A 26,344-nucleotide genomic window follows, 5' to 3' on the forward strand; every position below is an offset into this window, starting at 1 on the left:
CCCCAATTTTAAAGGCCCGCTCAACCAAGCGGGCCTCATCCAGAACATCCTTTGAGAAACAGCCGTACCACATGTGGGAGCCTTATCGGTGTCAACTGCCTCGGGCTTTTCCAAGTTTTTGGAGTCACGATAGCTGATGCCATATCTGTAATACCAGCGAACCGCCGTACCACCGGTTCATCACTGAAATAACGGCCTCTGAAAGCACCAGACCAAGCTTAAATGATGTCTCATCGATGCTGCTGACAATTTTGGCAGCAGAGCCCTCTATACACCTCAACCTATATTCCTACTCCTTTCCTCAACTTTTCAATTGAAGCTCACTACAAGGAAATGTAAATGAGACGCAGTCGCAAAATGAGTTCATAGAATGCGTAGTTTCTATCAAAAATCGGGCTTTGCCCTGCTTAGCCTTGCTGGTTGCCTCGTAATTTCAGCGAGTTATGCGCAGGACGCCGACGTTTCATCAAAAAACCTTTCACAGCTGGAAAACCTCGGCAATCAGTTATTCTTTGACTTCAACCTGTCAAAGAACCGCACCATGTCTTGCGCTACATGCCACACACCAGAGACTGGTTTTGCGGACCCAAGAGATAACGGCTTCGACGCGCCAGTCAGCACGGCTGTTTCCTTAGGCGATGATGGAGAATCTATTGGTGACCGCAATGCGCCATCAGCCGGATATGCCGCATTCAGCCCCAACTTCCATAAAACCAAAGAGGGTAAGTTCGTCGGCGGCCAGTTCTGGGATGGTCGGGAGAAAGACCTTGAAGGTCAGGCTGGCGGACCACCGCTGAACCCAATCGAAATGGGCATGCCAAGCAAAGCTTCTGTTGTCGAGCGTATCAAGGAAAACGACGATTACATAGCAACCTTCAAGCAGCTCTTTGGCGAAAGCATTTTCGAAAGCGACGAAGAAGCTTATGTCGCCATGACCAAAGCAATCGCAGCCTTTGAGCGTACTGAGACTTTCGCGCCGTTTGATTCCAAGTATGACCGCTTCCTGCGTGGTGAGATAGAGCTAAGCCCACAAGAAGAACTGGGACGCATTCTGTTCTTCTCTCCTCAGTTCACCAACTGTAATGTCTGCCACCAGCTCAAGAAGGTGCCGGGCTCTGAAGGGGAAACCTTCACCAACTACCAGTACTTCAACATTGGTGTGCCGGTGAACAAAGCTGTGCGCGCAGCCAATGGTTCTCCAGCTGGTACGGTTGACCACGGCTTGCTGGCAAATCCAGCTGTTGATGACAAGTTCTGGGATGGTAAGTTTAAAACTTCTACCTTGCGCAACGTGGCAGTTACAGGGCCTTACATGCACAACGGCGTGTTCAAGGATCTCAAAACGGTTGTTCAGTTCTATAACCGCTACAATTCGCGAAAGAAATCTGCTCAGATCAACCCGGAAACAGGCAAGCCATGGGGTGCACCTGAAGTGCCAGCAACGCTGGACGTGAAGGAACTGACCACCGGTCCTGCACTGGATGACAAACGCATCAACGCACTGGTTGCTTTCATGAAAACGCTCACAGATGAACGTTACGAGCATCTACTGGAAAAAGAGTAAGACGAAACTTCATTTTTTCTTCATAGGCCTCGCAATCACTTGCGGGGCTTTTTTATTGCCATCGTGCACACATCCTCGCAGTAACCGCCAATCTTAAAAAGAGTTCTCAGTCTATGATCTGTATTTTGAACTGTCAGTCTCTTGTTTGTTTTGCAAGCGACGGATGGCGATTTTTCGTATTGAGGAAGAAGAGTAGAACAGGTGTAAGGAGCTTTATGGAATTTTGATCAGAACCTTTGAGGTGATTAAATCATGCATTTAAATCTTGACTATTATATTCATATTAAAGATATTCCGGTTGTTAAATTATCCAGTACTCGCAAAAGTAACGGCACCGGTTAGTGACCAAATCACAACAACGCGTCCAGGTTCATATCAAAAGCTATGAGATATTGGTCCGGTATGCGGCATCGATTACCAAAGATTGGGCACTAAGTGAGGATATTGTGCAGGAAGCGTTTTTGCGTTTCGATGCCAAGTCTCCCAATAACGCAGAGAGTTATTTGCGTCGGATTGTTCATAATCTCTCCATCGATCATTTACGCAAGCAACAACGCGAGCTTCAACGTTTTGATCACGAAACACCGGTCGCTTCATTTGTGGAACAGAACCCCACTCAAGAGAGTGCTTTGGCCCAAAAGCAAGAACTTGAGCTGGTGTTGACCGCTCTTGCGGAGCTGCCGGAAATCACGCGAAGAGTTGTCGAGATGCATCGGTTAGAAGGGCTCAAACTGAGAGAGATTGCGAGTAGCTTAAATCTTTCTGTGACACAGACACATGATCATTTGCACCGAGGTATCAAGCATTGCATGAGGGTCCTCAATGCAAAGAAGTAGGATCTTTAATGAGGTAAAGTACACAAGTTATTGCGCAAAACATATTTGGTTCAAAATTGATTTTTTTGCGAAAAAGACTGTCCTTCAAACGTCTCTTCTCAAGATGAACAGCATCATAGCCGTCCCGAACTCAGCGACTACTTCAGGATTAAGCCAATGACACTTGCAGATTTCAGAAAAGAAATATCGTCTTCCGTTGAAGATGCTGCAATCAGTTGGTTCATCCTTTTGGAAGAGTATCCTGAGGATTTGAAGCTTTGGGAAGAGTTTGATGACTGGTTTCTTCAAGATCCAACTCATCAGGAGGCATGGCTTAAGGTTAGTCAAACATCCGAAGTACTGGGGCAGCTTGAACTTAGCAGTACTGAACAGGGCTCGAAGCAGGGGATTGATGTCGAGCCAGCCTTTGCCTTTCAGAATTTCTTTGCACGCTCAAAAATGTTTTTTGCTGCTGGCTTCTCTTTTCTTCTGCTGCTCTACATAGGTCTGACCGTTCCTCAACATTTGACGGTTTGGCTCTATGCAGATCATAAAACTGAAGTGGCACAGACAAAGGAAGTTGAACTTGAAGATGGTTCGACAATCTACCTTTCAGCCTACTCAGCGATTAATTTGGATTTTACAGATGAAGAGCGAAAAGTGAGCCTTCTGAGAGGGGAAGCTCTCTTTGATGTGGCCCGAGATGAGGAACGGCCATTTGTTGTCACAGCTGGCGATACGACAACAAAAGTGCTTGGCACACGCTTTAATGTAAACAAAGGCCTTTCTGCCGTGTCTGTCGGCGTCGAACATGGGCATGTACAGGTTGCCGGAAGCTCTGATGTGAATGAAGTCATAGAGTTAAGAGATGCAGATTGGGCCAGGATGCATGAGGATAGGCATCCTGATATTCGATCACAGAATGCGGAATACATCGCTGCGTGGCAAAGAGGTAAGCTTTATGTCGATGACCAGAGCTTTGAAGAAGTTCTGTTTAAGCTGCGCCGTTTCATGAAGACGCCGGTTTTGGTGCTCGATCCTCGTATCAACAGCAAACGTGTGACAGGGGTATTTGACTTGAGTAAACCCCGACAAAGTCTGGATGCCATCGTCGCAGCTCATACGGTTAAGCTGAGAGATTTTGATTTCTTTATCACAATCTCAAAGATATAACATGTTGATAATAGTGCGTTATTTGTGTTTTTGTCATCTGCCTGCAAAAATATGAGTATTTTTCTCAGAAAATAAAGTTCTCCGGATCGTCTCCTAAAAGAAGTTGGGACTGCAGGTTCTATCTACTGACAAATTGATGACGACTTGGAAGTGATTTAAGAATGGATATGGGGAACCAAGTGGGGTTGCGCTTAGGGGGGCGTCCCACAAAAAGACTAGCGAGCTTATTACTTGTAGCACTGTTTCAAACGACGTGTTTGACGTTGCCAGCAGCTTATGCGCAATCAGAAGCAAGTCGATCTGAGCTTTCAAAACAAGTTGCGTTCAATATACCTGCCGGGTCTTTATCTGCTGCTCTTTTGCAGGTTGGACAACAGGCAGGCATACGGCTTTCAGTGAACGCGCAGAACATAAAAGGCATCAACGTATCTGGCTTTAAAGAACTGATGACAGCTCAAGGTGCGCTGGATGTTCTGCTGGATGGTACGGGGTTGGTTTATGAGATTGATCCATCCGGCATCATTATCATCTCCTCTCTGCAGAATACAGTTTCAGCTGGTGATGGTGACCCATCCTTGCTGCCTGTAATTGTGACTGCCTCCTCAGGAGATGCCGCAGGGTGGCAGGGGGCACCTGAGTGGGTTTATGAAACACCACGGGCCATTAGCGTTGTCGGGCGCGATGAAATTAAAAACTCCAATGCTCGCGGCGCTGCTGATCTATTTGTAGGCGTCCCGGGAGTAAACGTAGCGGATAATCCGCAGGATCCGGGTATTAGCATTAACATTCGTGGTCTTCAGGATCAGAACCGAGTGAACGTCATGATTGATGGTGCTCGTCAGAACTTCCAGAAAGCTGGGCACGACGAGGTTGGACGTTTTTACATTGATCCAACTTTTGTAAAACAAGTTGAGATTGAAAAAAGTGCCATATCCGGTGTTGGCGGTGCAGGGGCCATGGGTGGTGTCGTTAACTTCCGCACCATTGAAGCATCTGATTTGATAAAGTCTGGCAAGTCCTATGGCATTGAAGGAAAACTGGCTGCGGGCACAAATGCTTATAATTTTAGCGGCAATCTTGCAGCTGGCGTAAAACTGACAGAAAACATCAGCTTTGCTGCCGGTATAAGTAAGAAAAATCTGGGTAAGTACGACTCTGGTAGCAATGGTAGCCTGACTTACAGCTCTGCCGGGCAACCGATTGTTTTTACTGGTTCTGAAACATTATCCTGGCTCTCAAAGTTGAACCTCAGTTTGGGAGATGATCACGAAGTCGTACTGGGTGCACTTGGTTTTCATGATGCATTCACCAACAGTACGATTGGTGGTGATTTCCAAAATGACAGCGACATCTCCAATATCACGGGTACAGCAACTTACACCTGGCAACCAGATGACAACTGGTTTGATCTGGAGGCTAAGGTTTGGGCAAACCGCACTCAAAATGACCAGTACCGTTTACCGCGAACGGCAGGTGCAGGGGGCTTTGATAATGATCATGCGCTCAACACATTTGGAGGGAGCCTCCAAAACACAAGCGAATTTGATCTATCTAAGCTAACGATATCCTGGAATTACGGCGTTGAAGCCTTTCGTGATGTGGGTAAGTCAACAACTGTACCCGACAATCCAGCTGATGATCCAAATGGGTTATGGATAGGAGCTGACCCAAGCGGTGAACGAAGTGTTTTCAGCGCATTTAACCAGTTTGCACTGTCTTATAATGATCTGATCAAGCTAGATATCGGATTACGTTATGATCAGTTTCATCTGAAGGGGAGTTCTAGGGCGCTGGAGTATGACCTCACTGGTGTTCCATCGGTTGTTGATCAATCTATCTCAAACTCAGGAAACAGGTTCTCTCCAACCTTTGGGCTTTCTATATCGCCAATTGAAAATCTGCAGTTCTTTGGCAGATACTCGGAGGGATATCGTGTGCCGACAGTAATGGAGACCTTCCTGGGTGGGGAACATACCGGCGGTGGTTTGCCATATCTGCCAAATGGATCGCTAAATGCAGAGCTAGCCAAAACTTGGGAAGGAGGCGCGAACATTCAGCTTGATGATCAGTTTATTGAAAATGACAGGCTTCGACTCAAGCTCTCTTACTTTAACCGTGAAGTAGAAAACTACATAGCACTAGCAAGTGTGGCTGGCGTGACATTTGATCTTGGTGGGTTTCAATACCAGATACCTTACTACCAGTACGCTAACCTGTATGAGCCACTTAAAACGCAGGGTTTTGAACTGGAGGCACTTTACGATGCTGGTCGGTTCTTCGCTGGAATTGCTTTCAATCGCAGTTATATTGATCTACCTGACACATTCTCATTCGATAACCCCTACACAATGTTTGGAGACGCGAAGGATCGGGTCATTTTGCTCAATGTTGCTCCCAAAACGAAGCTAAGTGCAAATGCCGGTCTTCGGTTTTGGGATGAGAGGCTGACATTGGGTGGGCGTGTCACACATGTTGAACCTGATGGTCAGTTCGGTTTCTTTGCTAGCGGTTATGAAACAGATGATTATACCATCGTTGATCTCTATGGTTCCTATGAGTTCAATGAGAATGCAACGCTTCGGGTTGACGTAAACAATCTGGGTGATATTGCATATGTAGATGCGCTCACTGCGGGTGGATTTCCATCACCGGGCCTTACCATCACGGCTGCTTTAAACTTCACTTTTTAACTTCTTAGCCAGCCAGCTTTCTGCCAGCCAGCCTGACCGATCGCATCTGCGATCCCTCTCAACGTTCTGTAAAGAACAAACAACCATCTGATGAGGATATCATGGCTGTAACTATCAATTTGAGCGATGCAAACAATGACGGTACCGGCATCAACATGCCTGCTTACTTTGCGGACTTTAATCAAAACTTTGATCGCTCAGGTTGGGGACACTTCTCCTCAAACCCATTCGACTTTAATGGCAATAATTATGCTGCAACAAATGGATCCGCGCTGCTTCCATTCGTGAGCGATGATGCCCAATCCTTCATTGTAGACTCCGGATCTGCAGGCGATATCTCCTATAGCCTGATCAACCATGTACTCAGTGGAACACTTGATAGCGTTTCCTTCGGACATGGTCTGGATTACAATTCATCTTCTGACTCCTTTGTACACACCACAAACGATATCAGTATTTCTGGCTTAGGATTGTCAGGCTCTGGTTCCGGTAATCCGGTTCATAATGTCGTCTACGGTCTTATGAGCAACAACACCACTGCGCTGGAAGCTCAACTTGACGCCAATGATCTGATCATCAATGGCAGCTCTGGTGCTGACACCATCCAAAGCTATACGGGGGATGACACTCTGACTGGTAATGCCGGCAATGATACCTTTGTCTTCAGCTCAGGTTCCGGCACTGATGTCATCACGGACCTTGCAGCAGGGGATGTTATTGATGTGCTTGGCAATTGGAACGGTGTCGGTGAGTTTGATGATCTGATCATCGATTACGCTTCCGACCCTGGGAATGCTGTCATTTCCGCTGCTGGTACAACGGATACGATCACAGTAGAAGGCTTCACCTCAGGTCTGGACGAAAGCTTCTTCATCTAGGCCCTTTTGCATAGGCTCAAATGCAGCCTCACTGAACTGATCTTGAGATCGAGAAGCAGTTCAGTGGGGCATTTTTTGTGGCTTTGCTTGTTGCATGAACCGATTAAGGGCCTGCTTGGGTTTCTAACTGAGCTGATGAAAAGGTATTTGCAGGAGCAAAGAGGAGGGAAAATGGGAATTCAAACGCTCTCATTTGCTTACATAGTGCTGACACAAGGCACAAAAGCAAAAAGCTCCCGAAAGGAGCTTTGCTAAACCTCTTTATATACCATGAGGTTAAATGGTGAGCCCGCACGGGTTCGAACCGTGGACCTACTGATTAAAAGTCAGTTGCTCTACCAGCTGAGCTACGGGCTCTTGGGCGGTGACCGCTGGGTCGCTGCCTGTGAGGGGTCTTCTAAGGATTGCAGGGGCTTAGCGCAAGAGCTTTTTTTCATTTTCCACACAGTGCATGAAAAATCCTTTTGACGCTCCTGAGAGCAATCGCCACAAACACAAAGAGGGCTGGCATTCGTTGCAGTATCAAAGAGATCTTTAAATATGAATGATGTAGCCATTACAAAAGTGAAAACTCATTCAACTCACGGAATCGCCCTGAACACACCAATCAGACGATTGAGAGCAGATCAGCTTCAAAGCATTCCTCATCGCGACTTTCTCCCTATGTCAAATTGTCCCGATTCCTACGCATAAATACAACCAAACACCTGATTACCTACGTATATTCACTGCATTTATTGTAATCTCAACCCATGACAACGCATCTTGATGTCTAAAATAATACCAAATAAAAACAATGAATTAAGCGGATAAATCACACCAAGTAGTGCGACACATATCTGCAAAATCAATCAAAAGTTGTGAAATATCTAAATACTGTGGAGATGACGGTTTTCATCAATGAGGGCAAAACGCTTTTTGATTTTTCGCAAAGAACTCCATCCCGAATAAGCGCACCTACTTAATATATATTTTTCATGCGAGATAAGGTGTCTCGGAAATGCGAGCTCTCAGGTTGCGCACTGTCTTCCTTCTTATTTTTACGTTCTTTCTCAGTGCGTCGAACTATGCGATAGCTGCGTCGGACTCTTCAAATCGTGTCCTCAATTTCTCTAAGAAAGTTGAAGTCACCAAATTCTTCCCAAAAGCCGACAGATATGGGGAACTGCGCGAGGACATCGCGGTTCTACCTGCAATGGCTGGGGAGGAAGTGCTGGGCTGGGTCTTTCTGACCACCGATCTGGTCTCCACCACAGGATATTCTGGTAAGCCAATCGACACATTGGTTGGCATTGATCCAGATGGCATGCTCACCAGCGTGCAGCTGGTAAAACACGCAGAACCAATCGTTCTTATCGGTATCCCTGATAGCGAGATCAAGCAAGTCACCGAGAACTACGCTGGCCTCGATATTAAGAAAGAAGCGGAGCAGGGTGGTTCTGCTCACGAGCTCGACATTATTTCTGGTGCAACCGTCACCATCATGGTGATCGACGATTCTGTTGTGAGAGCGAGCTTGAAAGTAGCACGCACCCTTGGTATCGGCGGCCTTAAAGGCGCTGAGGCAGACACTGGTCCAAAGTTTGTCATTGACCCGGACAAGACTGCTGCCTCAGATTGGATGACACTAACGGGTGATGGTTCACTCCGCCGCCTCACGCTTGATGTGGGTCAGATCAATGCTGCCTTTGTTGAGCAAGGCAATCCGAAGGCCATCAAACGCCCTGCAAAAGGTCCTGACACTGACCCTTATGTTGATATGTATATGGGCCTTGCTGACGTCCCGGTTATTGGTCGCACCATCCTGGGAGACGCAGAGTACGCCAACCTCAAAAAACGCATGAAGGAAGGTGACCACGCCATAGTGGTGCTTGGTCGTGGTCGGTATTCCTTCAAAGGCACTGGGTATGTTCGTGGTGGTATCTTCGATCGTATTCAGTTGATCCAGAACGATATTTCTGTCCGTTTCAAAGATCGTCAACATAAGCGTTTGAATGTTATTGATGCTGGTGATGCTCCAACATTCAAAGAACTGGACATCTTCACAATTCCGGCAGATTCAGGTTTTGATCCAAGCAAGCCGTTCCGTCTGCAGCTTTTGGTTCACCGCGAAATTGGCGCGATTGAAAAGACCTTCCTGACCTTTGATCTGGGCTACCAGTTGCCGCAGCAATACCTGAAGAAGGTGGAAGTTGCGCCTGTAGCAGCAGAAGGTACAGGTGAGGGTGCGGCTGCAGCTCCTGCTGAAGAACAGCGCGTTGAGTTGTGGCAACGTATCTGGAATGACCGTCAGGTGGATATTGCGATCCTCGGTGTCGCTCTGACAATCCTAACCGGCGTCTTCTTCTTCCAGATGCAGGTCGCCAAGTCTGAAAAATTCACCTTCTGGTTCCGCATCGGCTTCCTGACCTTTGTTTTGGTCTGGCTCGGCTGGATGGAAAATGCGCAGCTCTCTGTTGTGAATGTTCTGGCGCTCTTCTCAGCGCTGACCACAGAGTTCAGCTGGAGCGCATTCCTGATGGATCCGTTGGTCTTCCTACTTTGGTTTGCAGTTGCAGCAGCTCTCATCTTCTGGGGTCGCGGCGCATATTGTGGCTGGCTCTGCCCATTTGGCGCCCTGCAGGAACTGTCTAACCGGATCGCGAAGTTCTTCAAAGTGCCACAGGTTACCTTGCCATGGGGGCTCCATGAGCGCCTGTGGGCTCTGAAGTACATGATCTTCTTGGGACTGTTTGGTCTCTCTCTCTACTCACTGGCAGTGGCTGAGCATTATGCTGAAGTCGAACCATTCAAAACCGCCATTATCCTGAAGTTCCAGCGCGGGTGGCCATATGTGCTCTTTGCAGTAGCACTTCTGGCAGCTGGTCTCTTCATCGAGCGGTTCTACTGCCGTTACCTCTGTCCTTTGGGAGCAGCTCTCGCCATTCCGGCACGCCTACGCATGTTCGATTGGCTCAAGCGTTACAAGGAATGCGGCAACCCATGCGCTCGCTGTGAAAAAGAATGCATGGTCGGAGCTATCCACCCTGAAGGTCACATCAATCCAAACGAATGCCTGAACTGCCTGCACTGTCAGGTTCTGTATCAGAGCGACGATAAATGTCCGGTCTGCATCAAGAAGCTTGCACGACGCAAGAAATTCGAAGCGCAGACGGGTATTTCAAAGACGGAAAAGGGCACTTCCGTCAAACAACCGGCTTAAGCCAAATCAACTCGAAAGTATCAAGGGAGACTTTCATGACTGATAAAAAAGAAACAGGCCTTTCACGCCGCGCACTGCTTGGTGGTACCGCAAAGACCGCTGCAGTAGCTGGTTTGGGTGCCGTTGCAGCAGCAGGCGCTGGTGGTTTCGCACCAGCTCGCGCTGCTGAAGGCGGCCTCAAGTACCATGTAGGTCCAGGTGAACTGGACGAGTACTACGGCTTCTGGTCATCAGGTCAGACCGGCGAACTGCGCATTATGGGTCTGCCATCCATGCGCGAACTGATGCGTATTCCTGTATTCAACCGTTGTTCTGCAACCGGTTGGGGTCAGACCAACGAATCTAAGAAGATTCTGCAGGAAAACATGCTGCCAGAAACCAAAGAGTTCTTGGCTGCACATGGCATGGAACACTACGACAACGGTGACCTTCACCACCCACATATGTCCTTCACAGAAGGTACATATGACGGTCGTTACCTGTTCATGAACGACAAAGCGAACACCCGTGTTGCACGTGTACGCTGTGACGTTATGAAATGTGACAAGATCACTGAAATTCCAAACGCACACGACATTCACGGCCTGCGTCCTCAGAAGTACCCACGTACTGGCTACGTCTTCGCAAACGGCGAGCATGAAGCTCCACTCGTAAACGACGGCACAATCCTGGATGAGCCAGATAAGTACAGCTGCATCTTCACTGCACTCGATGGTGATACCATGGAAGTTGCATGGCAGGTCATCGTAACCGGTAACCTGGACAACTGTGACGCTGACTATCAGGGTAAATATGCATTTTCTACCAGCTACAACTCAGAAATGGGTACAAACCTGGCAGAAATGACAGCCTCTGAAATGGACCACTGCGTGGTATTCAACATCAAACGCATCGAAGAAGGCGTCAAAAACGGCGACTACCAGATGCTGAACGGTGTTCCAGTTCTTGATGGCCGTAAAGGCTCCAAGTACACCGCGTACATCCCTGTACCAAACAGCCCACACGGCTGTAATACCTGCCCAGACAAAAAACACCTGATGATCAACGGTAAACTGTCTCCAACAGTTTCTGTTATCGACGTGACCAAACTGGACGCAGTATTCGACGGTGCAGATCCACGCTCCGCAGTTGTTGCTGAACCAGAGCTGGGTCTTGGCCCACTCCACACTGCATTCGATAACCGCGGCTTCGCTTACACCACTCTGTTCCTCGACAGCCAGATGGTTAAGTGGGACATCGACAAAGCGATCCGTCAGTATGCAGGCGAAGACGTCGATCCAATTCACTCAAAAATTGATGTGGCATACCAGCCAGGTCACAACCACACCTCTATGGGTGAAACATCAGAAGCAGACGGCAAGTGGCTTGTATCTCTGAACAAGTTCTCTAAAGACCGCTTCCTGAACGTTGGTCCTCTGAAACCAGAAAACGAACAGCTGATCGACATTTCTGGCGATGAAATGAAAATTGTTCACGATGGTCCTACCTTTGCAGAACCGCACGACGTCATCATCGTACACAACTCCGTTGTGAACCCAGCATCTGTCTGGCAGCGTGACGACCCAATGTTCGCTGATGCTGTAGCACAAGCTAAAGCTGACGGTGTGGATCTGGAAGAAGCAGAACACGTCATCCGCGACGGCAACAAAGTTCGTGTTTACATGCACTCTGCTGCACCAACCTTCTCTCTTGAGAAGTTCACAGTTAAGCAGGGCGACGAAGTTACCGTTTATGTCACCAACATTGATGACATCGATGACCTGACACACGGCTTCTGTATTTCCAACTACAATGTAGCAATGGAAATTGGGCCTCAGGCAACTGCTTCCGTAACCTTTATCGCAGAGCGTCCAGGTGTTCACTGGTTCTATTGCCAGTGGTTCTGTCATGCACTGCACATGGAAATGCGCGGTCGTATGTTCGTTGAGCCACGCGACGCATAAGGGAGTTGCGGGCATGACAAGGTCCTTCTGGCAATTGCTGCTAGGTGCGACGGCTTTGGTTGGCGTGAGCGTTTCTGCTCACGCTGCTGAAATCATTGTACCGGCACAGCCTGATGCCTTAGCCCGCGCCTTGAGAGAGGCGCAGGACGGAGACGTTTTGCGCCTGTCTGCTGGAGTTCATCAGGGACCGGTCGTCATCGATCGGTCTTTGGTGCTTAAAGGAGAGCCAGGCGCAGAGCTTAAAGGCAATGGCAAAGGCTCAGTAATAACTGTCGAAGCACCAGATGTGGTCGTCGATGGACTGGTCATCACCGGTTCAGGTCTTTCCAACCAAACAATCGATTCAGGCGTGAAGCTGACAAAAAAAGCAGATCGTGCCCGAATTACAGGTAACAAGTTCCTCAACAATCTGGTTGGTGTCGATGCACACGGACCGGATGATGCTTACATAGCCGACAACCTGATTGAAGGTCGTCGCGATCTGCGCCCTAACGAGCGCGGAAATGGCATCTATGTCTGGAACTCGCCAAGACTTTTGGTGGAATACAACACCATCAAATATGGTCGGGACGGCGTTTTCGTAAACACCAGCCCGAACGATACTTTCAAAAACAACTATTTCGAAAAAACCCGCTTTGCAGTGCATTACATGTACGGCAATAAGGGCACTATCTCCAACAACGTGTCAGTCGGCAATCACATCGGTTATGCGCTGATGTTCTCAGACAAACTCACGATTACGGGCAACATCTCTAAAGATGACCGTGACCATGGCTTGATGCTGAACTACGCCAACAATGCCGTGATTACCGGAAACTATGTGAAAGCTTCTCCTGAGAAGTGCTTATTCATGTACAACGCCAACAAAAACATTGTTGACGGCAACAAGTTTGAGCGCTGTGACATCGGGGTTCACTTCACTGCAGGTTCTGCAAAAAACAAATTTTCCAACAATGCCTTCATTGGAAACAAGACACAGGTGAAGTACGTGGGCACACGCCACCTGGAATGGACATACGAAGGTCGCGGAAACTTCTGGAGTGATCATTCAGCCTTTGACATGAATGGAGATGGAGTAGCTGACACCGCCTACCGGCCAAACGACATGGTCGATCAAATTCTCTGGACACAGCCTGCCGCAAAGCTGCTCACCGGAAGTCCTGCAGTCCAGCTCCTCAGCTGGACCCAATCGCAGTTTCCGGCACTTTTGCCAGGTGGCATCGTAGATACCAAACCTCTGATGCACGCTCCGGAAATAGCAATGCCGAAGGTAGGAGCAAGAAGATGAATAATACAGTTCTTCGAGCTGAAAACGTCCGCAAGACCTTCGATGGACGGGATGCTGTTAAAGATCTTTCCTTTGAACTGGGAGGCGCAGAGAGGGTAGCGCTGCTCGGTCATAACGGTGCAGGTAAGACGACATTCTTCAAAATGTCACTTGGCTTCCTGACACCATCTGCTGGACGGATTGAAGTTTTGGGCGCAGAGCCTGGTAGTGATAAAGCGCGCTCTTCCACCGCGTTTCTGCCAGAATCTGTTGCCTTCCAAAGGACTTTGACAGGTGTTGAAGTTCTCAAATACTACGCCAAGCTAAAAGGCGAAGACCCGAAGAAAGCAGTCGGACTGCTCGAACGCGTTGGTCTTGCAGAAGCTGGTACACGCCGGGTTGGCACCTACTCAAAAGGTATGCGGCAGCGTCTTGGCCTCGCACAAGCCTTAATCGGCACACCCAAACTGGTGTTGCTCGATGAGCCAACCAGTGGTCTGGATCCGATTTCACGCCAGAACTTCTACGATCTCGTAACAGAGATTTCTGGAAACGGCGCAACCGTACTTCTGTCATCTCATGCACTGACAGAAATGGAAGCTCGCACAGATCGCATCTTGATCATGTCTAAAGGCAAACTTGTTGCCAATGACACTCTGGAACACCTGCGCACAGCAGCCCGTCTGCCAATTCGCCTGAAGGTGAAAGCCAAGGACGAACCAGCTGAGCAGCTGGCAAACCGTCTTGGTGGCACTCCAGTTAACTGCCGCAGTGTAGAGATCATGTGCGCACATGAAGACAAGATCGCGAGAATTGCGGCTGTTACCAGCTTGGGTGCCATGATCGAGGATATCGATGTGCATCTGCCAACACTGGACGACGTCTATAAGCACTTCTCCGAAAAGGCGAATGCCGAAGATAGTGCAGGGGAGGCTTGAGTCATGTTTCAGCGTATCCTAACAGTAGCTGGCCAAGAGTTCCGTATCGGTCTGCGTAACCGCTGGATCCTGCTGTCCGTTGTTATTCTGGCAGCATTTTCCATGGCGCTCGCACTACTTGGTTCTGCACCAGCTGGTACACTCGACGTGAGCCGCATGACCATCACCGTGGCATCACTCTCCAGCTTATCAGTCTATCTGGTTCCCTTGATCGCACTATTGCTGGCTTTTGATGCAGTTGCCGGCGAGATCGAACGCGGTACATTGCTCTTGATCTTCTCCTCTCCAATGACGCGAAGTGAGTTCCTCATTGGTAAGGCAGTCGGTCACATCTGCGTCCTATTGCTGGCTCTGACATTAGGTTATGGAGCAACAGCAGGTATGCTGGCAGCAACAGGTGGTGGAGATACAAGCGGTTTCATCGATTTCGCACGATTGATCGGTACCTCTGCGATCCTCGGCTTTGCATTCCTCGCACTTGGTTACATTGTCAGTGCATTGGTGCGTCAGGTCACAACTGCAGCCGCAATGGCGATTGGTATCTGGCTTGTTCTGATCGTTCTCTATGATCTGGCTTTGCTCGGTGCACTCGTTGCAGATAGCGAAGGTTTCTTTGCATCCACCGTCTTCCCGTTTGCACTCCTGGCAAACCCGGCAGACGCTTTCCGTCTCTTCAACCTGTCAGCATTGAATGCAAACGCAATGGTTGGCGGCATGGCGGGCGTTGCAGAAAGTCTTCCATTCCCACCAGCAGCAGCACTTGCCTCCATCTTCGTGTTCGCTGGCGCTGCCATGTCTGGTGCTATCCTACTGCTTAAGAGGGTCTCCCCATGATGACGAAACTGTTTGCAGTCGTTGGTGTCACGTTGCTTCTGGCAGCCTGTCAGGAAGAGCAGCAAATCGCGAAACCAGCTGCTATGGAGCTGAGTGCTGAAGCTGCAGGTCACTACTGCCAGATGACCATATTGGACCACGAAGGACCAAAGGCACAGATCCACCTTGCGGGTAATCCATTCCCGCTTTGGTTCTCTCAGATACGTGACGCTGTCGCATTCACGCGTCTCCCGGAAGAATCTAAAGACTATGTAGCTATCTATGTAAATGACATGGATAAAGCAGAAAGCTGGGAGCAGCCAGGTAACAACAACTGGATCGATGCAGATGCCGCTTTCTTTGTGATTGAGAGTTCGCAGATAGGCGGAATGGGAGCCCCAGAGGCAATCCCATTTGGCACCAAAGCAGGCGCAGAAAAATTCTCAGCTGAGAATGGAGGTAAGATTGTTAAACTTGCCGAAATCCCTAGCGAGTATGTGCTCAAACCAGTTGAGTTTACACTCAGCGATGCTTCTGACAACTAGTCGTTGATCAAGCTCTAAAAAACAAAACGCTCCAGAAATGGAGCGTTTTTTGTTTGCTATGTCTGTGCTGATTAATCACTGCCTCGATCAGTTTTTACAGTGAACTGGATAGCCAACCCGAAGTTTTGGATCGCCAACTACTATCAGCTCATCCGGATCACAGGTTACGCTCTCAGTTGGGGCACTATCAAAGGGCCTAAACTTGAATGCACGAAGCCCGGACAGCATCGTCGTCTCACCGCACACAAATCCAACTTCCTCTGTATCTCTGTGCTTTACAATAGAACCCAGCTCGGGTTCACAAAGTGAGATGTCTGAACCGAACATGTTCAGAAAATCGATATCAGATCCGGTTTCGGAACCATGTGCAGTTGCTGATTTCAGAAGTTCATCAAAAACATCTTGCCGCGCAGTTGAGTGCTTATTTTCCACTTCATTAGAATGATCAGCGCGATTTAAGTCGATGGGCATAAGAGCTCTTTCAACTAGAGAACTAAAAGCAAAATCAAAAAGTACCAATCAAGACAAACCGTCCAAATAGGTCTCCAATCCCCAAAGCTATTCCCTGCAAAATGGGACAGGGCATACAAATCAAAGTTGAATTGGATAATAAATCCATATCTTAGATTTAAGATGGTGGAAAGGTAAATAAACTCAAGCTTTAAACAACATGCATCATGCATTTAATTAATATGTAGATTCTTAAACAAACCTCATTCGAAATTATTTAGAAAATACAGACGTGTAGGCTTCCATCAACGACATTGGATAAGTTGTCGAACTGATGAATACACAAAACATATTCCAAAGAAAATATCTCGGATAACTCGCAAAAAGAGTTTGCTTCTCATTCTACCCAATAGGTGGAAACCCCCTATAAGGTTTAACTGAGATCACGAACGGAGGACTAAATAGGATTTATGAAGCTTCTGGTCAGGGAGGCTAAGCTACTTCCACTACATCGATTTTCAATAAGTTATTGAACACTCATGAAATCCGACCTATCAGAGTTCAGCTGAACTCCTTTAACAGACAAACCTGCATTAGTTAGTGCTCATTACGCTTCAACATCTCTTGGTAGATACGCGCAAACATCATCGATACAAAATTCGTAGGAGCTTTGCTGCCGGGGCCATACACTTGAGATTCAATCTCGAGCGCTTGTTTCCAGGCACTATCAATCAGATCAAGGTCAGTCTGGCTCGTATTTTCGTCCAACTCAGCCAAAATCTGCGCATCATCAAGATACTTTGCGTCTCCAACTCCATGCAGACCAAAACGAAGAAACTGTTCATTTACACCAAGCGCTTCTGCCAGCTTTCCAAGCGTGTCCCCACGCGGATTCTCGATGAGACCTTTTTCGATCTTGTAAAGATTGTCATAACCAACGTTTGCACGCCTTGCCAAATCTTTAACTGTAAGGTCATTCTGCTTGCGAAGTTTTTGAAGTCGCTCTTGCCAAGTCATGGTTGCTCTGCAGTCGCTAAAAACAAAGTCTCATGGAGAAGTAATCCGGTTAGTGCAATTAATCTATCCCCCGATTGCTCGCAAATAAATAACCAAGAAAGATATCCGCAAAAAATCAGGGGGACATCCTACTGATGTCTTCAGCTGGCCTACACCTTTTTGAAAACTACTCATTTTTCGGCATCACTAAAATCTCAGGTTGTAGATTTAATTTCCGCAAAAAATGATTTGTGCACCTGTTCTGTCCGCTCTGATGTTTAGAACGCTAAGATTGGGCTTGTCAGATGGATACACCATGAGTAAATGGGGCAAAATCAATTCTGGAAGGGGATAAATGGTTGCCAAATAATCAAGGTACTGCTCATGCCATTTACGGCATGGGGCGCTGGGGTAAAGATCTTCTCTCTGTGCTGCCGAACGGCGATATTGCACTAAGTAATCCTTTGATGCCGGACGCTCCGAAAGTGAGTCTTCCGGAGATCGTTCACGACCTTGAACAACGTGGTATCCATTCTCCACTTTTGCTGCGCGTCAGTTCGTTTCTGCAAAACGAAATCGCACACATCAATAATTCCATGGCAGACGCGATCAAGCGTGTTGGCTACAAAGGGAAATATCGCGGTGTTTTCCCGATTAAGGTGAACCAACAGGCACAGGTCGTTGATCGTATTGTTGAGTTTGGTCGCCCTTACTCCTACGGCTTGGAAGCTGGTTCAAAACCTGAGCTAGTCATTGCACTTGCACACCGTTTGCCAAAAGACGCCTTGATTGTTTGTAATGGGGTAAAAGACGAAGAGTTTATCCGCCTTGCAATCCTGTCGCGCAAGCTCGGCTTCAACACCATTATCGTTCTGGAAAGCCCAAAAGAGCTTGAAACAGTCATCGATGTGGTGGAAGAGCTCGGTGAAGAGCCACTTCTCGGCGTGCGTGTTAAGCTAACCAACCAGATTGGCGGCAAATGGGAAGAAAGCTCCGGTGATCGTTCCACATTTGGGATGAACACCGACCAGCTTGTCTCTGTGATCGATAAGCTACGCGAAGCGAAACTTCTGCACTGCCTGAAACTTCAGCATTCCCACCTCGGCTCCCAGGTGCCGGACGTCAATGATGTCCGCCGCGCTGTGGGTGAAGCCTGTCGCTACTTCGTTGAGCTGACAAGGGAAGGAGCTGAGCTGACCCATCTTGATCTGGGCGGCGGTCTCGGCGTCGACTATACCGGTGAGAAAAAGGCAATTGAAAACTCCACCAACTACTCCGTTGAAGAGTACTGTGCCAACGTTGTGGAAACTGTTGCCTATGCAATGGACGAAGCTGAGCTCACGCATCCTACACTGATTACGGAAAGTGGCCGTGCCGTTGTTGCAACATCCTCAATGCTGCTCTTCAACGTTCTTGAAGCGACATTGTTTGATGCGCCAACCGCACCAAAGCCTGAAGAAGACGACCACCATTTGGTCGCAGACCTTGCAGCCGTTGAAGGCTATCTCAACGCAGAGCGTCTTCAGGAGTGTTTGAACGACGCCAACTTCTATCGCAACGAACTGCGCGCATTATTCCGTCGTGGCTACATCAACTTGCGTCAGATGGGCCGTGCAGAACGCATCTATCTGCATCTGATGTCCAAGATCAAAGAACTTGCGCCACCAGCGGGTACAGCGCCGGAGATTGATGAGCAGCTGGAAAAAGTTGCTGATATCTATCACTGCAACTTCTCTCTCTTCCAATCTCTGCCAGACGTCTGGGCTATTGATCAGCTGCATCCAATTGTTCCACTGCAGCGCCTGAACGAAGTTCCTGATCGCCGTGCAGTACTCTCTGACATCACCTGCGATAGTGATGGCAAAGTTGACAAGTTCATCCTCTCAGATGGTATCTCACCATCTCTGCCGGTGCATACGCTTGAAGAAGGCAAACCATACTATCTTGGCGTCTTTTTTGTTGGGGCCTATCAGGAAACATTGGGCGATCTGCACAACCTGTTCGGCGACACCAATGTCGCAACCATTGACCTGAGAGCAGATGGCGGATTTGATCTGCTTCAGGAAGTTGAAGGCGATACAATCTCGCAGGTTCTCTCTTATGTAGAGTATGATCCTCGCGATTGCGTAGATGCATTCCGCAAGCTCATTGATGAGGCGGTCTCCGCCGGCACACTCAAGAATGCTGACCGACGCACGTTGGTTGCTGCCTATCGTGACAGCATCAACGGCTACACTTATTACGAATAATCCAAGGACCGGGGAATAGACATGGGTAAAACTCTGGTAATCGGCGCTGGTGGTGTTTCCTCCGCTGCCGTACACAAAATGGCAATAAACTCGGATATCTTCTCCGAAATCACGCTGGCATCCCGTCGCAAGTTCAAGTGTGACGACATCGCAAAAAGCGTTAAAGAGAAAACCGGCGTTGAGATCAAGACTGCTGAAGTAGACGCAATGGATGTCGCAGCAGTTGTTGCTCTCATCAAAGAAAGTGGCGCTGAGTTGCTGGTGAACCTGGCATTGCCGTATCAGGATCTCAAGCTGATGGACGCATGTCTGGAAGCTGGCATCAACTATCTGGATACCGCAAATTACGAGCCAGAAGACGAAGCAAAATTCGAGTACCACTGGCAGTGGGCTTATCAGGAGCGCTTCAAAGAAGCTGGCCTGACCGCAATTCTCGGCTCTGGCTTCGATCCGGGCGTAACCTCCGTATTCGCAACTTGGCTGAAGAAGCACAAGCTCGAAAACATCCGTCAGATCGACATCCTCGATTGTAACGGTGGTGACAACGGCAAAGCATTTGCGACCAACTTCAACCCGGAAATCAACATCCGTGAAGTAACCGCAGACGCTCGCCACTGGGAAAAAGGCGACTGGGTAACCAGCCCAGCAATGACCCACAAAGTGGCATTCGACTTCCCGGGCGTTGGCGAGAAAAACATGTACCTCATGTACCATGAGGAACTGGAAAGCCTGAAAACCCACTTCACCGAAATTGAGCGTGCGCGTTTCTGGATGACCTTCGGTGATGCTTACATCAACCACGTCCGCGTGCTTGAAGGTATCGGCATGACCTCTATCGAGCCAGTCATGCACGAAGGCCACGAAATTATCCCGCTGCAGTTCCTTAAATCCGTTCTGCCAGACCCAAGCGGTCTGGGTGAGCTGACCAAAGGCAAAACTTGTATTGGTGATATCGCAACTGGTCAGGCAAAAGACGGTTCCGGCGAGAAAACCTACTACATCTACAACATCTGTGACCACGAAGAGTGCTACGCAGAAGTAGGCTCTCAGGCGGTTTCCTACACCACTGGCGTTCCTGCGATGATCGGTGCAGCACAGATCCTGAAAGGGAACTGGAAAGAGCCGGGCGTGTGGAACATGGAACAGCTGGACCCAGACAACTTCATGGACATGCTGAACGAGCACGGCCTGCCATGGCAGGTTAAAGAACTCGACGGTCCGGTTCAGTTCTAAGCTGATGGCTGAGTTTATGCAGACACAGGCTGGTGATGCGGGAGCGTTCAAATCTTTTGATCTCTCCCGAGTGCCAAGTCCCTGTTTCGTTGTTGATGAGGTTGCGGTCCGCCGCAACCTCTCTATGCTTAAAGACGTTGCTGACCGTTCCGGCGCGCATGTTCTTGCTGCCCTAAAAGCCTTCTCAATGTTCGCATTGGCCCCAGTGGTGCGCGAGTATCTGGAAGGAACCTGTGCTTCTGGCCTGTATGAAGCACGCTTGGGCCGCGAGAAGTATGGTGGTGAAGTCGCTACATTCTGCGCGGGCTATAAGGCCAGTGAGATTGATGAGATCATCGGTTACACCGATCACATGATCTTCAACTCAGCTGCTCAAAAGGACCGCTTTCTGCCAAATGTGCGGGCCGCGAAACACAATGTGGATGTGGGGCTGCGCATCAATCCGGAACATTCCGAAGGTGAATTGGAAAAATACGATCCCTGCGCTCCATGCTCACGGCTCGGTTTTCCGGTTTCCCAACTGAGTGCAGAAGTTCTGACAGGCGTTGACGGCATCCATATGCACACGCTCTGTGAGCAGGAGTTCGAGCCTCTCCAGCGTACATGGAACGCGGTCAAAGATAAGCTCGCACCGTATTTCGGCCAGCTGAAGTGGATCAACTTCGGCGGTGGTCATCATATCACTCGTGAGGATTACGACCGCGAAGCCCTTATCGCCTTCATCAAAGATGTGCGCGCAGAAACGGGCCTGGAAGTCTATTTGGAGCCAGGTGAAGCTGTTGCTCTGGATGCAGGCATCCTGATTGGCGAAGTTTTGGACCTGCCAAAGAACGGCATGGATCTGGCAATCGTGGACATTTCCGCAACCTGTCATATGCCGGACGTCATCGAGGCACCATATCGTCCGGCCATGCTGGATGAAGCGGAAGAGGGGCATACATACCGCTTCGGCGGTCCATCTTGCCTTGCGGGCGATGTCATCGGGGATTACACCCGGGCAGAGCCACTCCAGATTGGCGACCGTTTCGCGTTTCTTGACCAGGCGCACTATTCGATGGTGAAAACCAACACCTTCAATGGTGTTCCTCTACCAACAATCGCCCTTTGGAACTCTGAGAGCGACGAACTCAAGATTATTCGCGAGTTCTCCTACGATGATTTCCTGAACCGTCTTTCCTAAAGGTACAAAATGTCTGTTTTTCTCGACAGTGAGCTAACTGAAGCAGAACGCAAGGCAGAAGGCGCACTCTTCACCATCATTCCGATGCCCCTGGAGCGCACTGTTTCTTATGGCTCGGGCACCGTCAAGGGGCCGGAAGCTATTATCGAAGCAAGCAACGAGCTCGAACGCGGCAGTAATGGCGTTGAACCATGCTCTTCCGGCATCTCTACGCAAGAGCCAGTCGTGTGCGATGGACCTCTTCCTGAGGTGATGGAACGTCTGGCACAGCGCACGGAAGCTGCGGTCAAAGCTGGCAAGATCCCGGTTACGCTCGGCGGCGAACACTCTATATCCTACGGCGCTGTGACCGGTGTCGCTCGCGCGCTTGGTAAGCCGGTAGGGATCGTGCAGGTAGATGCACACGCAGACCTGCGCATTGCGTATCAAGGTGAAAAGCATTCTCACGCCTCTGTCATGAACCTTCTGGTGGAAGAGGGGAACTCCCTCGCTCAGTTCGGCGTACGCGCACTCTGCCAGCAGGAAATGGATAGTCGCTCAGAGAACAAGGTGTTCTTTGTCGATGCGGAAGAGCTGGTGACCAAAGGCTTGCATGCTGTTGATTTGCCGGAAGACTTCCCAGAGGACATCTACATTTCCTTTGATGTCGACGGCCTTGATCCATCCCAAATGCCAGCCACCGGCACACCGGTTCCAGGAGGCCTTGGCTACTATCAGGCCATTCATCTTGTGGAACATGCCCTCAAAGACCGCAAGTGCGTCGGTCTTGATATAGTCGAACTGGCACCTGACGGTAATGCCGCATGGGACTTCACCGCCGCTCAGATCACCTACCGTCTCATGGCTGCCGCGCTGTCCTCACAGGGCTGATCGCTAAGTTAATCAATCAAAACGGAGGGCTGCGATCAATTGATTGCAGCTCTTTTCATTTATGCTCCCATTTGCCCTAAATCTGCACCTTTGACTTACTTACCTAGCAGATTGAGTTCTTTTGCCCGCTCACGGATCTGAATGCACACGACACCACTTGCATCCTCATGAGCATCTTCCAGCGTATGCTGAACCTCACCCGCCAAGCTGATACTTTGCTGAACAAGGATGATGTAGTTTGGCGTAGTTTTGAGTTTATTTTCCCTGATGTAATCCAGTGTCCGCTCGTGCACGATGCCGAGCTCACAGAAGTTATCCATCGTGTCGATCAGAAAAATCTCTTTGATCATATCTTTGGGCACTTGCGCCAAAGCAGGCACAGCGAGCGAACAGGAGAGGCCGGCAGCCAAAACTAAGCGTTTCATCGAAAATCCCCGTGAAGAAAGTGCCAGTGTGACTACGCCGCTTCCGACTGTCTATCTTGCAATTTCCTCAAAGGCATTCTGAAGGACTGAGTTCAATTTCCGGATACAGCGGCCCAGACGGCTGCCAACACTCACTCTCTTTTTCCGGGAACTCAGGCTATTTTGCTTTAGCCCAGAAAGCAAAAAACCCACCGCGAAGGTGGGTTCTTTTTTGCCTTATCTATCACTAAGATAGATGGCGGAGAGGGTGGGATTCGAACCCACGAGACGCTTCCACGCCCGCCGGTTTTCAAGACCGGTGCATTCAACCACTCTGCCACCTCTCCGGCGCTGTGTGGTGTGGGCTCTATTTCGTTCATGCGGCCCTCAAAGTCAAGCGCGCGTAAAACTTGTTCCACAGCATGAATTTATTTTTTTCACAGTGAAATCAATCAGTCCTATCAAAACCGCCATTTCCCCTAAGGAAGTTAGCTTAGGCAAAAATCTCTCTTTCTTGTGGAGACATTTTGATCGGATTCAGTTAAGGTTTATCGGCTATCTTTTTAATATTGGTTCAGTTTGTAGTGAGCTCGGGTATTTCTGCTCAACCAATCTGAAATCCGTCAGTGCCGAACATGTAGTGAGTAACAACGGTATGACTTCTTTACTGAATTGGGGCTATTCGGTGAAAGCACCTGCTCCCGAAACGATCAAACGCGTAGCAACCAGCATATCTGTGGTTGCCCTGTGCGCAGGCATTGCAGCCTGCGGTGGCGGCATGGATAAAGTGAAGTTCAGTGAAAAGAAATACGGCGTAGCTGCAAGTCCTCGTGTGGTGAAAGGCTCTAAACCTGTTCCCAAAGGAGGAGGGCGCGCTGTTGTTGGCAAACCGTATAAAGTGGCCGGCAAGTGGTACTATCCCAAAAGGGACGACAACTACAAGAAAACCGGTAAGGCATCATGGTATGGCCCAACTTTCCATGGCCGCAAAACTGCTAACGGTGAAATCTTCGATCGTAACGCACTGACTGCAGCGCATCCAACCATGCCGCTACCAAGCTATGCCAAAGTGACAAATCTTCAGAACGGCAAGTCCATGGTTGTGCGTGTGAATGACCGCGGTCCGTTCCATGACAATCGTATCATCGACTTGTCAGAACGCGTTGCTGGCATGCTCGGCACCAAATCCAGCGGTGTTGCAAAAGTTCGCGTGGAGTACGTCGGTCGTGCGCCACTCCATGGGCGGGATGAGAAAAAGCTTCTAGCGTCCTATTCCGGCAATGGTGGAAACTGGAATGGTGGCAGCTCTGCGCCGCGCACCATGTTCGCCTTTGCAAATCCTGTGAACCGTATCTCTGGCCCAGCACCAATGCCAAAAAGCAGGCCATACGACACACCTATTCTGGCAGCGGAGAACGTTCTGGCGTTCAATGCCAACCAGCTTGATCCAGCAGTGGTTTACGAACGTAACCTGAGCACAACACAGGTTGCGTCCATCAGCAGCTTTAAAAACCGGATCAACAGCGCATTGTCCACCGGCGCAAATCCAAACGCTCCGAAACCAGCCATTGCTGCACAGCCTGTTTCGACTTCCTTTGGAACATCTCTGCTGCCACCACCAAGCTCTGGGGTCTACAAAACGCCTACCAGCACTGCGCCAACCTTCCAGACTGGCAATGCAATTTCATCTTATGCATCTGAGCACAGGCTCAACAGTGCGCATGATGCATTCAAGTCTGTTTCTGGTGGCTCAGGCCTGAAAGAGCTACTGCTATCTCATACTGGTCAAAATCACTAAGTCATTTAGTTCTAAACGGCTTTACCCAGTCAGCACACCTGCGTTAGTGTTTGTTTTAAAGGATGGGGCGTAGCATAGCCCCACCAAAATCAATCAGGGAGACGCAGGCGTGCAAGTTGGGTGGCAGAAGTGCAAACAGCATAAATCTCAAGACAACTGCAAGTACTGGACATCTCCTAAAAACTGGAGAGCATCAGCCATAGCTGCATTGGCGTTCTGCAGCATACTCGCAGCCCCAACGGCTCAAGCTGTCGAAATCAAAGCCAAAGCTGCAACGCTCTACGATTTCACAAACAAGTCGCTCGTTTTCTCCAAAAACTCTCAGGTTCTGATGGCTCCGGCCAACCTGACAAAGCTGATGACTGCCGTGACCGTTCAGCAGGCCATCCATGCTGGTGACATCACGCCACAAACCATGTTCAAGGTTAGTGAGCATGCTTGGCGCACTGGCGGTGCACCAGCACGCGTCACAACAATGTTTGCGCGACTGAACTCATCGGTGTCTGTCAATGATCTGATGTATGGACTGATAGTACACAGCGCAAACGATGCCGCAATCATTTTGGCTGAGGGGCTTGCTGGTAGTGAAGAAAACTTTGCCCAGGAAATGAACAAGCTGGCCAAGTCCATTGGTATGGAGAACTCAAACTTCACCAACCCAACTGGCTTTCCCGATGAAAACCACAAGACCACACTCGAAGATCTGACTCTTCTCGCAGCGTATGTTCTGGAACATGAGCCGGAGTTGCATTCCGTCTTTGCCATGGACCGCTTCACCTGGAACAAGATCACCCAGCGCAACAAAAACCCGCTCATACGTGACATCGAAGGCCTTGATGGGTTTGGTGCAGGGTTCTCTGAGCGAGAGGGCTTCGCGGCACTCGGAACGCTGGATAGCAACGGTCACCGCTATGTTGCAGCAATTGCAGCCTCTCCAACGCTTCAAGATCGCGTGCAGGATATGAAAACCCTGCTGCTGCCCACGTTTTCCGGCTTGAAGCTGCAACAGTTCTTTCGCAAAGGCGAACTTGTTAGTGATGCACGAGTCTACGGTGGCAAGAAAACCACTGTATCTTTGAAGACAAATGATGCTGTCGCCACGCTCATCAACCCGAATGAGAAAGACAAGTATAAGCTCCGTGTCGTCTACAATGGCCCCATTCCAGCACCTATTGAAAAAGGAATGGAAGTGGGAGAACTGCAAGTTCTTTCCAAAAATGACGTGATTTATCGGGCAACACTGGTTACAGGAGAGGATGTAGCCATTGGAGACCTTCAGGGCCGCGCATGGGATGCCCTTGGAGAGTTCTTCTACCAGTTGTTTTAGCACCGGGTT

20 protein-coding genes and 2 tRNA genes are annotated in these 26,344 nt (G+C 49.2%); 17 read left to right on the forward strand and 5 right to left on the reverse strand.

The window, feature by feature from the left end; genetic code table 11:
- Nucleotides 1-370: 370 nt before the first annotated feature.
- The 5 genes from AC3CB2_RS05565 to AC3CB2_RS05585 all read left to right on the forward strand — a co-directional run bounded on the left by AC3CB2_RS05565 (nt 371) and on the right by AC3CB2_RS05585 (nt 7,120).
- Nucleotides 371-1,564 carry a cytochrome-c peroxidase gene (locus tag AC3CB2_RS05565; RefSeq protein WP_352930278.1) on the forward strand — a complete coding sequence of 398 codons (1,194 nt, stop codon included), beginning with the start codon at nt 371-373 and terminating at the stop codon, nt 1,562-1,564.
- Between the two features lie 341 nt (nt 1,565-1,905).
- On the forward strand, nt 1,906-2,400 hold the full coding sequence (locus AC3CB2_RS05570; protein ID WP_352930276.1) for an RNA polymerase sigma factor: 495 nt from the start codon (nt 1,906-1,908) through the stop codon (nt 2,398-2,400).
- A 156-nt stretch (nt 2,401-2,556) separates the two neighbouring features.
- The gene (locus tag AC3CB2_RS05575) at nt 2,557-3,552 is read left to right on the forward strand and encodes a FecR family protein (RefSeq protein ID WP_352930274.1); all 996 of its coding nucleotides are present in this window, start codon (nt 2,557-2,559) and stop codon (nt 3,550-3,552) included.
- Nucleotides 3,553-3,713: 161 nt separating this feature from the next.
- Nucleotides 3,714-6,242: a TonB-dependent receptor gene (locus AC3CB2_RS05580; RefSeq protein WP_352930272.1), complete on the forward strand. Its 2,529-nt coding sequence runs from the start codon at nt 3,714-3,716 to the stop codon at nt 6,240-6,242.
- Nucleotides 6,243-6,343: 101 nt separating this feature from the next.
- A complete protein-coding gene (locus tag AC3CB2_RS05585) occupies nt 6,344-7,120 on the forward strand; it encodes a heme acquisition protein HasA (protein WP_352930270.1) in 777 nt (258 codons plus the stop codon).
- Between the two features lie 281 nt (nt 7,121-7,401).
- On the opposite strand, the gene AC3CB2_RS05590 is transcribed toward AC3CB2_RS05585, so the two are convergent.
- Nucleotides 7,402-7,477: transfer RNA gene (locus AC3CB2_RS05590), tRNA-Lys, on the reverse strand.
- Nucleotides 7,478-8,120: 643 nt separating this feature from the next.
- Between AC3CB2_RS05590 and AC3CB2_RS05595 the strand changes: the two genes are divergently transcribed.
- From AC3CB2_RS05595 to AC3CB2_RS05620, 6 genes are read left to right on the forward strand one after another with little or no spacing between them, the layout of a single operon-like run.
- Nucleotides 8,121-10,322 (forward strand): NosR/NirI family protein, encoded by a 2,202-nt coding sequence (locus tag AC3CB2_RS05595; protein WP_008546509.1) that lies wholly within the window; start codon nt 8,121-8,123, stop codon nt 10,320-10,322.
- A 35-nt stretch (nt 10,323-10,357) separates the two neighbouring features.
- The gene (gene nosZ / locus AC3CB2_RS05600) at nt 10,358-12,265 is read left to right on the forward strand and encodes a TAT-dependent nitrous-oxide reductase (RefSeq protein ID WP_008546345.1); all 1,908 of its coding nucleotides are present in this window, start codon (nt 10,358-10,360) and stop codon (nt 12,263-12,265) included.
- A 13-nt stretch (nt 12,266-12,278) separates the two neighbouring features.
- Entirely contained in the window at nt 12,279-13,553 is a 1,275-nt protein-coding gene (locus tag AC3CB2_RS05605) for a nitrous oxide reductase family maturation protein NosD (RefSeq protein ID WP_008546637.1), read from the forward strand.
- Nucleotides 13,550-14,470 carry an ABC transporter ATP-binding protein gene (locus tag AC3CB2_RS05610; RefSeq protein WP_054785000.1) on the forward strand — a complete coding sequence of 307 codons (921 nt, stop codon included), beginning with the start codon at nt 13,550-13,552 and terminating at the stop codon, nt 14,468-14,470. The genes AC3CB2_RS05605 and AC3CB2_RS05610 overlap by 4 nt, the downstream gene beginning before the upstream one ends.
- Before the next feature lie 3 nt (nt 14,471-14,473).
- Complete coding sequence (locus AC3CB2_RS05615) at nt 14,474-15,304, forward strand: ABC transporter permease (RefSeq protein ID WP_014285692.1); 831 nt, start codon at nt 14,474-14,476, stop codon at nt 15,302-15,304.
- A complete protein-coding gene (locus tag AC3CB2_RS05620) occupies nt 15,301-15,828 on the forward strand; it encodes a nitrous oxide reductase accessory protein NosL (RefSeq protein ID WP_352930267.1) in 528 nt (175 codons plus the stop codon). Before AC3CB2_RS05615 ends, AC3CB2_RS05620 begins: the two co-directional genes overlap by 4 nt.
- 87 nt (nt 15,829-15,915) lie before the next feature.
- On the opposite strand, the gene AC3CB2_RS05625 is transcribed toward AC3CB2_RS05620, so the two are convergent.
- The gene (locus tag AC3CB2_RS05625) at nt 15,916-16,347 is read right to left on the reverse strand and encodes a hypothetical protein (RefSeq protein WP_352930265.1); all 432 of its coding nucleotides are present in this window, start codon (nt 16,345-16,347) and stop codon (nt 15,916-15,918) included.
- Nucleotides 16,348-16,875: 528 nt separating this feature from the next.
- Nucleotides 16,876-17,295 carry a helix-turn-helix domain-containing protein gene (locus AC3CB2_RS05630; protein ID WP_352930263.1) on the reverse strand — a complete coding sequence of 140 codons (420 nt, stop codon included), beginning with the start codon at nt 17,293-17,295 and terminating at the stop codon, nt 16,876-16,878.
- A 338-nt stretch (nt 17,296-17,633) separates the two neighbouring features.
- On the opposite strand from AC3CB2_RS05630, the gene speA reads away from it, so the two are divergent.
- The 4 genes from speA to speB are packed head-to-tail and all read left to right on the forward strand — an operon-like array spanning nt 17,634 to nt 22,806.
- Nucleotides 17,634-19,523, forward strand: coding sequence for a biosynthetic arginine decarboxylase (speA, locus tag AC3CB2_RS05635; RefSeq protein ID WP_352930261.1), 1,890 nt, complete (start codon nt 17,634-17,636; stop codon nt 19,521-19,523).
- Nucleotides 19,524-19,544: 21 nt separating this feature from the next.
- Nucleotides 19,545-20,756: a saccharopine dehydrogenase family protein gene (locus AC3CB2_RS05640; RefSeq protein ID WP_352930259.1), complete on the forward strand. Its 1,212-nt coding sequence runs from the start codon at nt 19,545-19,547 to the stop codon at nt 20,754-20,756.
- Between the two features lie 4 nt (nt 20,757-20,760).
- Nucleotides 20,761-21,936: a carboxynorspermidine decarboxylase gene (gene nspC / locus AC3CB2_RS05645; protein ID WP_352930257.1), complete on the forward strand. Its 1,176-nt coding sequence runs from the start codon at nt 20,761-20,763 to the stop codon at nt 21,934-21,936.
- A 9-nt stretch (nt 21,937-21,945) separates the two neighbouring features.
- Nucleotides 21,946-22,806 (forward strand): agmatinase, encoded by an 861-nt coding sequence (speB, locus tag AC3CB2_RS05650; protein ID WP_352930255.1) that lies wholly within the window; start codon nt 21,946-21,948, stop codon nt 22,804-22,806.
- A 95-nt stretch (nt 22,807-22,901) separates the two neighbouring features.
- Here speB and AC3CB2_RS05655 read toward each other — a convergent pair whose 3' ends face one another.
- Both AC3CB2_RS05655 and AC3CB2_RS05660 read right to left on the reverse strand, forming a co-directional pair.
- Nucleotides 22,902-23,231 carry a hypothetical protein gene (locus AC3CB2_RS05655; protein ID WP_352930252.1) on the reverse strand — a complete coding sequence of 110 codons (330 nt, stop codon included), beginning with the start codon at nt 23,229-23,231 and terminating at the stop codon, nt 22,902-22,904.
- A gap of 236 nt (nt 23,232-23,467) precedes the next feature.
- Nucleotides 23,468-23,557, reverse strand: a tRNA-Ser gene (locus AC3CB2_RS05660).
- 308 nt (nt 23,558-23,865) lie between these two features.
- On the opposite strand from AC3CB2_RS05660, the gene AC3CB2_RS05665 reads away from it, so the two are divergent.
- Both AC3CB2_RS05665 and AC3CB2_RS05670 read left to right on the forward strand, forming a co-directional pair.
- Nucleotides 23,866-25,008 (forward strand): septal ring lytic transglycosylase RlpA family protein, encoded by a 1,143-nt coding sequence (locus AC3CB2_RS05665; RefSeq protein ID WP_352930250.1) that lies wholly within the window; start codon nt 23,866-23,868, stop codon nt 25,006-25,008.
- Nucleotides 25,009-25,117: 109 nt separating this feature from the next.
- On the forward strand, nt 25,118-26,335 hold the full coding sequence (locus tag AC3CB2_RS05670) for a D-alanyl-D-alanine carboxypeptidase family protein (RefSeq protein ID WP_352930247.1): 1,218 nt from the start codon (nt 25,118-25,120) through the stop codon (nt 26,333-26,335).
- The last annotated feature ends 9 nt before the right edge of the window (nt 26,336-26,344 follow it).

The organism is Pseudovibrio sp. SCP20 (assembly GCF_057774105.1).